This window comes from Sphingomonas sp. Leaf20, assembly GCF_001421535.1.
Taxonomy (GTDB): domain Bacteria; phylum Pseudomonadota; class Alphaproteobacteria; order Sphingomonadales; family Sphingomonadaceae; genus Sphingomonas.
On the sequence record NZ_LMKN01000004.1, the window covers coordinates 1 to 11,353 of the forward strand.

Annotated in this window: 13 protein-coding genes; 8 read left to right on the plus strand and 5 right to left on the minus strand. The window is 58.3% G+C overall.

From position 1 onward, the window contains the following. The first annotated feature begins 6 nt into the window (after window positions 1-6). The 4 genes from ASE72_RS19625 (at window position 7) to ASE72_RS19630 (ending at window position 3,523) form a co-directional block, all read left to right on the plus strand. Complete coding sequence (locus tag ASE72_RS19625) at window positions 7-123, plus strand: helix-turn-helix domain-containing protein (RefSeq protein WP_082445903.1); 117 nt, start codon at window positions 7-9, stop codon at window positions 121-123. A 202-nt stretch (window positions 124-325) separates the two neighbouring features. Continuing rightward, window positions 326-1,240: an HNH endonuclease gene (locus ASE72_RS08170; RefSeq protein WP_056019472.1), complete on the plus strand. Its 915-nt coding sequence runs from the start codon at window positions 326-328 to the stop codon at window positions 1,238-1,240. Then, window positions 1,237-2,979 (plus strand): class I SAM-dependent methyltransferase, encoded by a 1,743-nt coding sequence (locus ASE72_RS08175; protein WP_056019475.1) that lies wholly within the window; start codon window positions 1,237-1,239, stop codon window positions 2,977-2,979. Before ASE72_RS08170 ends, ASE72_RS08175 begins: the two co-directional genes overlap by 4 nt. A 133-nt stretch (window positions 2,980-3,112) precedes the next feature. Further along, window positions 3,113-3,523: a type II toxin-antitoxin system PemK/MazF family toxin gene (locus ASE72_RS19630; RefSeq protein ID WP_082445900.1), complete on the plus strand. Its 411-nt coding sequence runs from the start codon at window positions 3,113-3,115 to the stop codon at window positions 3,521-3,523. Window positions 3,524-4,057: 534 nt separating this feature from the next. On the opposite strand, the gene ASE72_RS08180 is transcribed toward ASE72_RS19630, so the two are convergent. After that, window positions 4,058-4,432 carry a hypothetical protein gene (locus tag ASE72_RS08180; RefSeq protein ID WP_056019478.1) on the minus strand — a complete coding sequence of 125 codons (375 nt, stop codon included), beginning with the start codon at window positions 4,430-4,432 and terminating at the stop codon, window positions 4,058-4,060. 635 nt (window positions 4,433-5,067) lie between these two features. On the opposite strand from ASE72_RS08180, the gene ASE72_RS08195 reads away from it, so the two are divergent. Continuing rightward, window positions 5,068-5,259 carry a DUF6771 family protein gene (locus tag ASE72_RS08195; RefSeq protein WP_056019488.1) on the plus strand — a complete coding sequence of 64 codons (192 nt, stop codon included), beginning with the start codon at window positions 5,068-5,070 and terminating at the stop codon, window positions 5,257-5,259. Between the two features lie 285 nt (window positions 5,260-5,544). On the opposite strand, the gene ASE72_RS08200 is transcribed toward ASE72_RS08195, so the two are convergent. Both ASE72_RS08200 and ASE72_RS20645 read right to left on the minus strand, forming a co-directional pair. Then, a complete protein-coding gene (locus ASE72_RS08200) occupies window positions 5,545-5,952 on the minus strand; it encodes a response regulator (protein WP_056019491.1) in 408 nt (135 codons plus the stop codon). Between the two features lie 6 nt (window positions 5,953-5,958). Then, window positions 5,959-6,177: a hypothetical protein gene (locus ASE72_RS20645; RefSeq protein ID WP_056019494.1), complete on the minus strand. Its 219-nt coding sequence runs from the start codon at window positions 6,175-6,177 to the stop codon at window positions 5,959-5,961. A 333-nt stretch (window positions 6,178-6,510) separates the two neighbouring features. On the opposite strand from ASE72_RS20645, the gene ASE72_RS08210 reads away from it, so the two are divergent. Further along, window positions 6,511-6,993: a DUF4142 domain-containing protein gene (locus ASE72_RS08210; RefSeq protein ID WP_056019498.1), complete on the plus strand. Its 483-nt coding sequence runs from the start codon at window positions 6,511-6,513 to the stop codon at window positions 6,991-6,993. Window positions 6,994-7,177: 184 nt separating this feature from the next. Here the strand turns inward: ASE72_RS08210 and ASE72_RS20210 are convergent, their stop codons facing one another. Beyond that, the gene (locus ASE72_RS20210) at window positions 7,178-7,324 is read right to left on the minus strand and encodes a hypothetical protein (protein WP_156350313.1); all 147 of its coding nucleotides are present in this window, start codon (window positions 7,322-7,324) and stop codon (window positions 7,178-7,180) included. 200 nt (window positions 7,325-7,524) lie between these two features. Between ASE72_RS20210 and ASE72_RS21175 the strand changes: the two genes are divergently transcribed. Next, complete coding sequence (locus ASE72_RS21175) at window positions 7,525-7,989, plus strand: GNAT family N-acetyltransferase (protein WP_082445901.1); 465 nt, start codon at window positions 7,525-7,527, stop codon at window positions 7,987-7,989. 12 nt (window positions 7,990-8,001) lie between these two features. On the opposite strand, the gene ASE72_RS08215 is transcribed toward ASE72_RS21175, so the two are convergent. Beyond that, window positions 8,002-8,781: a Crp/Fnr family transcriptional regulator gene (locus ASE72_RS08215; protein ID WP_156350315.1), complete on the minus strand. Its 780-nt coding sequence runs from the start codon at window positions 8,779-8,781 to the stop codon at window positions 8,002-8,004. A 969-nt stretch (window positions 8,782-9,750) separates the two neighbouring features. On the opposite strand from ASE72_RS08215, the gene ASE72_RS21180 reads away from it, so the two are divergent. Next, complete coding sequence (locus ASE72_RS21180) at window positions 9,751-11,085, plus strand: recombinase family protein (protein WP_443024737.1); 1,335 nt, start codon at window positions 9,751-9,753, stop codon at window positions 11,083-11,085. Window positions 11,086-11,353 lie beyond the last annotated feature (268 nt).

Here is an 11,353-nt window from a genome sequence, read left to right on the forward strand (position 1 = left end):
CGCGGCATCCGGTTCGCAACACTGGCCCGGCTATGCGCCGCTCTTGATTGCCGACCAGGCGACCTCGTCGACTATGATTACAATCCGAAAGACCTGCACAACGACGATGCTGCAGATACCTGACATCCTACGTGTTTTGTCCCGGCTACCGCCTCGACCCAGAACAGGACGTTCGAGGCCGCATCTGGACTCCCCGAAAGCGGCCGTTCGTTCAGCAGTAGCGTGTTCCACGATCGCTGACCGCTGACCGCTGACCGCTGACCGCTGACCGCTGACCGTTGTTAGCAAGGTTGCTCCAACCCGAGAACCGCGTCACGATCCTGGCATGAAGGGTGTGTTCGAAATCAGCGGTGCATCGCGCTACGACGACATGATCGCGGAGCGGTACCATTTCCCACGCATCTACCTGCGCGCAGCCGAAGCATGCGTCGGCGATTGGATCATCTACCGCGAAACCGGCTCGGCGGGTGGGCGCAAGGCCTATGTGGCGGCCGGCCTGGTGCGCAGCATCGACCCTGATCCCGCCGACCGCACGCTCTTTTACGCCCGCATCAGCGACTTCATCGAGTTCGATCGTCCCGTGCCGTATCGCGATCCTGACGGCCGCTTTCTTGAGCGTATGCTGCGCGAGCTGGACAACCCCGCCGTCGTTGGTCGGACGCTACGCGGTCGATCGGTTCGAGCCATTGATGATGCTGACTTTGCTGCCATCGTGAACGCCGGCTTGGTCGACACGCTATCGCCCGAACACGCGATCCGGCTCGAACTCGATCCCCGCCACATCGACGCCTCCACGGCCGCATTGCTGGCCTCACCGCCCGACGAACGGCGCGTGGCGCAGCTACTGGTCAACCGCAAGGTGCGCAGCGCCGCCTTCCGCGGCCATGTGCTGGACGCATATGACAACCGTTGCGCGGTGACGGGGCTGCGTATGGTCAATGGCGGCGGAAAGGCCGAAGCTCAGGCCGCGCATATCTGGAGCGTCGCCGATGGCGGGCCGGACGTAGTGCAGAACGGCATTGCTCTGTCCGCGACCGCGCACTGGTTGTTCGACCGTCACCTCATCAGCCTCGACGATGAGTGCCGGCTGCTGGTGTCGCACAACAAGGTGCCGTCCGAGCTCATTCGGCTGTTCCCACAACCTGGCGAGCGCGTTCGCCTGCCGGTCGATCCACGGCTCCACCCGCGCCCCGACTATGTCGCTCGGCACCGTGCCCGTTTCGCGGGCCTCGACGCTTGAACAGCTACCTCGACGTCGTTGCTGCCTATGACGGCCAAGCCGACATGCTAGCCGAGCGGTACGAGGCGGTATCATCCGAGCGTATGCTGGCGGAGGTGTTGCCGGTTATCCCTGACGGCAGCGACAGCAAGCTGGCGCTCGACGTCGGCGCCGGCACAGGACGTGACGCGGCCTGGCTCACCTCACGAGGCTACGAGGTTGTGGCGGTCGAGCCTGCTGCAGGTATGCGCCGGATCGCGGCCGAGAAGCATAGAAACGACGGCGTAAGGTGGGTCAACGATACCCTGCCCTCGCTCGACCATGTCTATGGGCTTGGACTTGCCTACGATTTCGTCCTGCTGTCAGCCGTTTGGCAGCACGTCGCGCCTGCCGATCGGCCCCGTGCCTTCCGCAAACTCGCCACTCTGTTGAAGCCGGGCGGTGTGCTGGTGATGACGCTGCGCCACGGTCCCGCCCCGTCCGGTATGCAGATGCACCCGACCTCAACCGCCGAGATCGAGGGGCTGGCCCGGGCGCATGGGCTGGAGGTGTTACGGGTTGCGACCTCCAGCGATCAGGGCGGACGCGCCGGTGTAACATGGGACGTCATAGCGCTACGCATGCCCGATGACGGCACCGGCGCGCTTCCTCTGGTGCGCGGCATCGTCTTGTCCGACGAGAAGTCATCCACCTATAAGCTGGCACTGCTCCGAGCCGTGGCACGCATCGCCGAGTATGCGCCTGCCGCAGCTACGCCAGCGCCCGAGGGCCGCGATGCAGTCGAAGTGCCGCTGGGCTTGGTCGCACTGAACTGGCTTAGAATGTACCTGCCCCTGGTTCGGGCGAGGCTCCCGCAGATGCCGGGTAATGTCGGCATGGAGCGACTGGGCTTCGCCAAGGACGGGTTTGCAGCACTGCTCGCGCTCGGCACGGCACCGGTCGAGCTACGGGTTGGTGCGGTCTTCGCCGGCGAGCAGGCCCACGCCATCGCTTCCGCGCTGTCCCGGGCTGCTCACACAATCGCCAAAATGCCGGCGACCTTCACCCGCTATCCCAACAGTGACATGCAGGTGTTCGGCGTCAGCCGCGGGCGGCGGGGCGGTGCATCCGCAACCGTGCTCGACCTTGAGACGCTGTGCGGCTGGGGCCTGATCGAGGTGCCGGGCCACCTGTGGCGGGCTATGTCGCGGTTTGGGTCCTGGATCGAACCCATGCTGGTCGCTGAATGGTCCCGTCTCATCCGCGTCTATGCCGACCGCATGGGTCTGGCGGTCGCGCCCGGCGCTGCAGAAGGCGCCCTGGCGTGGGTAGAGCCGGTTCGCACCACCGCTCTTGGTCGCGACGTGGTCCAGCGGCTGCTCGGTCGCGGGCAGCCGATCGAGTGCGTCTGGACGGGACGCCCCCTCAAGCCGAACAGCTTCGACATCGACCACTGCCTGCCATGGTCGGTTTGGCCATGCGGGGATCTGTGGAACCTGATGCCGGCGCACACCCGAGTTAATCAGCACGAGAAGCGCGACCGCCTACCATCGGCCGCTGCAATGGCAAATGCGCGAGATCGCATCATCGGCTGGTGGGAGGCAGCCTATCTGGAGGATGACGCGCTTCGACCTCGTTTTCTGCGTGAGGCCGCTGCGGCACTGCCACTAAACGATGCTGTAGGGACCACAGCTGTCTACGATGCGCTGGACTGGCGACGCCTGCGACTATGGCAGGACCAGCAGGTGCCGCAGTGGACACCTGCGAACGCATTGACCTGACCGACCCAGAAGCGGACGTTCGCGGCTGGTTGACCGCCTCCCAAATTCGGCCATTCGTTCACGTCCTAGGGAGCGTCAGTGATTGACCACGGCGGACGCTGGTGCAGCGTGGAGCCGTACGTTACGAGTATCTATGCCGCTTCCTTATCACCCGCGACCGGGCACGATCGTTATCTGTGACTATACGACTGGCTTTCGAGCTCCAGAGATGATCAAGCGGCGACTGGCGGTCACGATCTCACCCAAGCTGAAGCGCCGCGACGCTCTCGTGACCATCGTACCTTTATCGATGTCTGTCCCTGCCCCAGTTGAAGCATGGCACGTCGAGGTGCCTAACGATATTCCAGATCCGTGGGGGCCAGGCCCGCGCTGGGCTAAATGCGATATGGTAGCCACGGTGGGCTACGCTCGTCTCAATCTTCCACACAGCAAGCATCATGTAACCGGCGTTCGGCAATATCATCAGATCGAGCTCGATAAGGCTCAGGTTGAGCAGCTTCGCAGGGCCGTCTCGGCTGCCATCGGGATCGTCATTGAACCTTAGGTCACGTTGGCCTATATATACTCCGTTCCTGCGCTGCCCGGCTTGCTGGGCATCAGGCTTAAGTCCGGAGTGATCCGGCAGAGCCCTCGGCGATGCAAGCTAGGGGTTCGATAGACCCCAGCCGGTTCGCCGGTTGGGGTTTCTCTTTTATGCTTTCGCGGCCTTCCGCCAAGACGAGCTTCCCGAGGCAGCTCAGCCGTTCGGACCCATACCCGGACGTTCACGCCCCTTCCCTCGCTTGCCAACTTCGGACGCTGGTTCATCTTTGCGAATGACAGATTTTGAAGCCCGGCTATCCGCTCGCGAATGTCGTAGGAAAGCCAAGCGGCCGGTCGGTGCCGTCAGTCTAACGCGAACCGCTCTCCAGACGATGCAGTCCGGGCTTTGTGCGCAGCGACCTAGCTCGCGAGGATCTGCCACTCCGCCAAGGCGGCCGAGCGTCGTTTCCTTCCTGTCTCGGCCATTCCGATATAGCCAACGATTGTCCCAACGGCATTCATCCATAGCTACCGGCTCTGAGCCTAATTCTCGGGATTAGCCAACCGCGCGAGTGCGAGGCACGAAAGTGTCTTTGAGGGAGCGGGCTTCGATTAAAACCTCTTCCATCTTTTCCATCCCTGCTCCCGAAAGGGTCAGTTCGTCGTCTAGATTACCGGTGCCGTCACCAACTAGGAGGCCGTCCGCCGTCAGGTGTTTGAGCCAGCGCGACATCACGGCGCCAGGAACATGATGCCGCTCCGCCACCAGCCGTCCCGTCATAGGTAAACCCCTGGCGTCGGCGACGAAGATTTCCAGCATCGTCTCCCACGCCGGTTCCCCAACGATATCGCGTGAGAAGATTCGCGTCCGATGACGCCGAAAGCGCAAGATCGCGTCGGCAAGTTGAGCGGCTTCGTCGTTCCCTGTCACGTGTCGCTCCCGTCTTATTGCGAAGCGATATCAGCCAATTCCGTAACGGAACGCAACCCACATCAAGGATTGACGTGCGATTCCATGAGCCGGTCAAGGGCCTGACTCAGCCAAGCAGCAAGAGCAAAGTCTTGTTGCGAATCGGCATATGCTATCATGTCTTCAAGCTGGCTCGCGAACATGCGAGGGCAATTGATGCCGTTTCTACGATCCATCTTCATTCCTCGCTTATCCAGTATCTTTTGACCGCCGACACCGGCCTCATGTGACCAAGATAGGCTTCGAGATTGCAGAAGCAATCGTCGGCTGATGCACATCATAATCTAACTTATATCGCCCTGATATTGGAGTTTGAAACGTCATTTCTTTGAACCGAGCGATTGACACTGGTTCGCCTGTTCGACATTTGTTCTCGTGGAACATGCAATCGACTCGATGCGCGTAGGCGCTCAACCATTGTCTCAAACTCACATTCTGATCGTGGAGGTCATCCCCGAATTGCGGCCGTGTGAGATACAGACGATCTATTTTCAGGCGATGGAGGATGGCCCCGAAAGCCTGCTGGCGCCGATCGAGTCTGAATTCACGTCCCGAGGACTATCCCTTTACGCGACCTATTCCCCGGATACCTTTTGATGGCCAGCGTCATAACACTCGACAGGATCGCAGCCTTGCTCGAAGAAGCGCCAGCTTGGGCGAAGATCGGCCTCACTGTGCCCAATGAGCGGCTTCGTGCGCATGCGCATCATGAATTGGCGCGGCACATCGACAGCGCCCTGTATCAACCTATCCAGACGGATATGGCGCAGCTTCCGCTTCCGCTGTGAGGTGGGCAATGGCCGCTTGAGATCGCTGAATGATTTTAGCCACCACAACGCGAACGTGGGATGCGTCTGCTCATGTGGGCATCAGGGGGTCGTGCATCGCGACCTGCTCACCCGCTGGGCCTTTCTAAAGCGGAAGAACGTCGCGATGGAAAACCTACCGGGTTACCTTCGCTGCACGGACTGCGGAGCACGTCCCATTCACATCGCTCCCACGCCACTTGGCCCGACGATCCCCAAATGAAGAAGTGACGATTACTTCAAACGGCTACGGCGAAAACTGCGGGGTTAGACTGCCGTTTTCAACGGCTCGGGTTTATCTTCGTCAGGCAGTATTTCCTGCAGATGCTCGTGGATCATTCGTTGGTTGAATGGCTTGGTTACGAACGTCGCCTTCGCAGGCATGTCGCCCTCCTTGGGGGACTGATGGCCGGAAGCGATAACGATCTCGATCAGTGGCCAACGCTCCGCGACGTAGCGCGCTAGAGCAAAGCCGTTCATCGAGCCGGGCATATCCACGTCGGAGAAAAGGAGGATGGTGCTCTCCCACTTCTCATCCAACATTCGAACCGCCTCGTCTCCATCGTAGGCTTCGTAAATCCTAAAGCCTGCCTCTTCCAGAATGTAACTGGTCGCCATCATGATGATGGGATCGTCTTCAACGACGATGGCATACGGAACGGTAGAAAGGGTCATAGTCCCCTAACCATTCCTCTGTGGTTTCAATTTGCGCAGCTCGTCCCCCGGCAGCATGCCGAAGTCGATCTGGTCGAACACCTGGCACGCAATCCAGCGCGTCTCCGTCACACGCGCGAACGCGACAAATCCCATTCCAGTAAACGCCGCCACTTCCTCCAGGATGCGACGTATCTCGTTATCGTTGCCAAAACGTGCGGCGTCTGCGGTCGGTTCGTCGATCATATATGATCCCCCGACTTAGTTGTAATTACATGTGAAGGCCCTGACGAACCCCATTCTGTCTGAAGCGTGTGTAGCCGTTCCGCCTACTGCGAGTTTGCATGATTATGGCTCTTGAGCAGCAGATTAGATGCAGTTCTGGCGCATCATCCTCCGCGTAAATTACTTCGAGCTACGATGCCCGCAACGACGTAATGGGTCAGCCATATGCGATGGCAGCATCCGAAATCGTATAAATCAACATTAAGATCATGCCTGCATGTCCGCCGCGAAGGGAACGCGATGACGTGCTGAGCCCTTCTAATCTCACACAAATACAACGCTCAGGAGAAAATAATGAAGCGGCTCGCAGTAGTAGTAGCACTGATCGCTATCCCCACACTGGCAGCGGCGCAGAGCGCGCCTTCCCCTGCCACCTATGTCATGAAAGCTGGCGCGTCTGACCAGTACGAGATTCAATCGAGCAATCTCGTTATGGCCACGACAAAGAACAGCGAGCTGAAGCAGTTTGCCACGATGATGGTAAGCGACCACAACAAAAGCACCGCAGACGTGAAAACCGCGGCTACCCAGTCCGGCCTGACGCCAAAGCCCCCAATGCTCGACCCCATGGGGCGTAAAAATATCGCTGCGCTTAAGGCGTCCAAGGGACCGGCTCGCGACGCACTCTATATCAAGCAGCAGAAAACGGCTCATCAGCAGGCCCTCGCCCTGCACCAAGGCTTTGCCACATCCGGTACCGCGCCTGCGCTGAAGCAGGTCGCATCGGCCATTGCGCCCACTGTCCAGCATCACATTGAGATGCTTGCATCTATGTAACGATAAATCTCGACCCGTTTCGGCGGGTCGAGATCACTCGCGTTACGCCATCGTTAAACCTCGAGCCTGTGCTTCTACAGATATTGATCAAGGCGACACCGCCATCTGACAGGCCGCCAGCCACATGAAGGCCGCTATTATTCAATCCCGCCGACCGGCAGGTACTCGATGCTCTGACCCTAGCTTAATGATGAACGTTCGCCGGCATAACACTGAGCGCGCTGTCTAGCAGGGCACCGACCAGCGGTAGGCCTAGCTCATCGGCAAGTGCAATTGCCGCTTCAATCTGATCCCGGAGATCGTTTTTTGTTCGCGCCGTCTTGTCTTTCATCGATCCAGCATATTACGTCCCCAGTGGGCACGGTCGATAGTAGATTTGCGTGTGACACGGTGACACCTATACCGCGCCAACGGCCAAGCCGTTAAAAATGCGCGATCTTTTTCGCCCCCATCACACGAAACCGTAATCATTTAAATTGCACGGCAAAGCTTGCCGGGAAATAACGAGCGCTTCATCGTTCGCCGGAGCCTATGCCAAACACCCGTCCCTTCGATGTCACTGACCGTGACGCTTGCCTCGCGATTTTCGACAGCAACGTGCCTGCCTTCTTCGACCACGAGGAACGCTTTGGTTACGAAAGGTTTTTGGAGGAGCGTGCTGATAGCTGCGGTTATCTCGTAATCGAACGCGATGGCAAACTAGTTGGCTGTGGGGGAGTAGTTGTCGACGCGGATGATGAGACGGCTTCCCTCTGCTGGGGAATGGTCGAAAACGACTCCCACAGATCCGGTTTGGGTCGCGTGCTAACAAAGGCGAGGTTGCAGGCCGTTAAGCAACAGATCGGAGTGACACGAGTCATCTTGAATACAAGTCAACACACGGTTAACTTTTACCGTCGCTTCGGATTTCAAACGACTGATATCGTTCGGAATGGTTACGGTCCGGGGCTCGATCGTTGCAATATGGCCCTAACTTTCCGATCGCGAAAAGGCTGATACTTTGGCAGTCTACTGCCTCTGATGTCCTGCATCATTGCTGTAGTCCACGCCCTCGACAGGATCTCCGACATGCAAATATCGACTATTGAACCCGGCTACGTCCTGCAACTTTTCCCATTTTAAGAACCGTACCTCACTTCCCTTTTTGAACAATACCCCCTCATTGATAAATGCCCTCAGAACTCGGTTCACATGGATCGAAGTTAAGCCAACAGCGTCCCCGATTTGTTGCTGCGTCATGGGAATATAATAAGCCCGCCCCGGAGCGATACCCTCATCGCCTAGTCTTACAACGAACTCACACAAGAGATGCGCTACGCGGGAACGAGCATCGCGCCGCCCCACGTTCAGCATCCACTGTCGATAGATGGACGACTCCACCATCGCCTGAGCGAACAATGCCATAGTGATGGACACCCGACTTAAGGCGAGATGTCGAAGTGCCGACAAAGGTATCATGGCCACCTCACATTTTGTCATGGCGTGAATCTCGTGATCAAACGACTTCAGGAATAGCTGCTGAATATTGACTATTTGTCCCGGTGTGTGAAAAGAGACAATTTGCCTGAGCCCGTCGCGTGTAGTTTTGTGTCCGAATGAAAAGCCCTTGAGGATTATGGCGCCATATTCCGGCGTATTGTCGTTTCGAATAAGCGAGCGACGTTTATCAACAATGCGCAAGACGCATGGAAGGGCCAACATAGCATCCCGATCATGGTCCGATACTTCTGCATGCAGTCGCAGCTTCGCTATCATGGGATCAAGCGCGATATTATATGAACTGAACAAGGCTGCCTCCTACAAAAATGCAGGGCCGGTTGCACGCATTCCTAAGGATGGCATGGGCCATATCGCGATGCAGCACCAGAGATTAAGCTTTCCAGTCTCGCATTGTACGATTAACGCCTTTTCTATCGTCTCGACATTTGACTCAAACCTGAATGGCCTATCACTTAATGAGTCACGAGATTGATTGGCACTTGTAGACACCTGGTATCTCGCTAGAAGCAGTAACTCGCAATTTCAGCAACGCGCTACATGCTGAATTAAATGCCAGTTCTGTTAATTGACGAATATCATCAGAGCTGCATCTGCTTCCCTACGGTTGAAAGTCATTTATTGCTTACCCCGCCAACGCGACCGCTTTGTATTCGAGGGAGGCGAGCGTTCAAGGCCCCGACCGCGGCATGAACAAACGTCTATTTGTCTCTGAACACTGTCTGAAAGCGGACGGGGGTTTGCGCCTCAAAAACGGCCTGTCGTACCCTGCCCCATAGATGAACGGACGTCCGTTTACGCCGACCGCCGCCCGAAACTAGACAGGCCGCTTTCCACCAGTTTTCACCAATCTCCGCGACGAGTTAGCGACAGATTCTTCTCTAGGGGGGTAGGACGGGAAGGCCAGTCTTGCTGGCGACTATGTAGGTGATGTGCGACCGACGCCCCCCACTCCGCTGCTCCAGCAGCTTGGCCATCGAGCTATCAAAGCTGCTGGCGCGCGATCTTGCACGGGCCGAATTCCGAAGACGAGCTGCTCTGAACAGGACAGCAGAAGGCTATAATGTAGACGGGAACGTTCAGCGAAACGAAGTTGAGGAAAGCTGATGCGCGTACTGCTGTATGCACGCTATTCGACGGATCTCCAAGATCCGCTATCGATCGACACGCAGTTGACGATGTGCCGTCGCGAACTCGCACAGCGAAAATGGACCGAGGTCGGCTGCTACACAGNCGACGGATCTCCAAGATCCGCTATCGATCGACACGCAGTTGACGATGTGCCGTCGCGAACTCGCACAGCGAAAATGGACCGAGGTCGGCTGCTACACAGATGGTGCGCAGTCCGGCGCAACAATCCACCGGGCCGGGCTACAGGCGTTACTCGCCGCGGTAGGAACCGGGGGCGTCGACGTAGTGTTCGCAGATGCGATGGACCGGGTGTCGCGAAGCCAGGCGGACATTGCTTCGCTGTACGAAAGACTGAAGTTCCGTGGCATTCTCCTTGTCACACGCAAGGAAGGCGAGGTCGGGGCGCTGCAAATCGGCATGATGGGAACGATCAACGCCGAACAGATCGCCGCGACCAGCTTGAAAACTCGCGATGCTCTGATCAAGCGGCACGCAATGGGAAAGAATCCCGGCGGCACGGCATATAGCTATGAGAAACGCATCGCCTACGACCTGAATGGTGAACGTACCAGGGGTCTGCAGCAGATCGTGCCGGCGCAAGCCGCTATCGTCGTACGGATCTTCGAAGACTATGCTGCTGGCATATCGCCCCGCAGCATCGTCCGCCGCCCTAACGAGGAAGGCGTACCGTCCCCGCGCAGCGGTCGACGTGATCGGGCAACTTCGAGCAATCCACCTGCATGGACGCCCAACACGCTGACCGGCAACGCCGAGCGTGGTACTGGCATGCTCAACAACCAACTTTATGTCGGTAAACGCGCTTACGCCCGCCAGACGTACCGCAAGAATCCCGATACCGGTAAACGACATGCATTCCTGAATGCAGAAGAGCAGCAGGCTACCACGGTCGCAGCACCAGATCTGCGCATCGTCAGCGACACGTTATGGCAGAGCGTCAAGGACCGGCAACAGTCGCTGCGGCGTGGCCCGAGGAAGGCCCGGGACGCCGTCCCTGCCCTGCCCTTCTTCGCACAGCAGCGCCCGAAATATCTGACATCCGGCAAGATGACCTGCGGCGAATGCGGTTCGAGCTATGCCAAATCTGGTCGCACGCGGTTCGGCTGTCAGGTGGCATCAAAGAAAGGCCCAGCCTTTTGTGGGAACCGCCTGACCATCCGGCAGGACGATCTCGACGCCCGCATCCTATCCGGTCTCGCGAACGAGATGGTGCGCAACGCGACGTGGTCTTCCACGTGCATCAGGACATCGCGCAGGCAATTGCAGACCGGGCGCCGACCGAGGCAGCCGCGCTCATGGATTCGCACTTCGACAATGCGATCAGCGACGTCTTCCGCGGCCAAGCGCACTCGGCGTAGGCAAGCCACGCAAGCCGATTTAGCGGCCTCACATCGAATGCTTCGGTCCTGCGGTCGCAATCACGCAAGGTGGGGCAACAGCACTTAATGCTGGCCCCTTCGACGGGAACCCTGAGGGGCACGCATCTCGGCAGTACGTTAAACCCTGGATGCGCTGCCGTTGATCGGATCCATTCGTCTATCGCTACGGCAACGCCAGCGGAGAAAATTGCCTCATTGTCCGTCCAGTCGCTCGGCGCGCTGACGTAAATGTTGCTTCTATGCGTGTGTCCAGAAACGCAAAAAGCCTCCGCGGGGGTTTCCGGGGAGGCATTGCAAATCAAGATGGTTGCGGGGACAGGATTTGAACCTGTGAC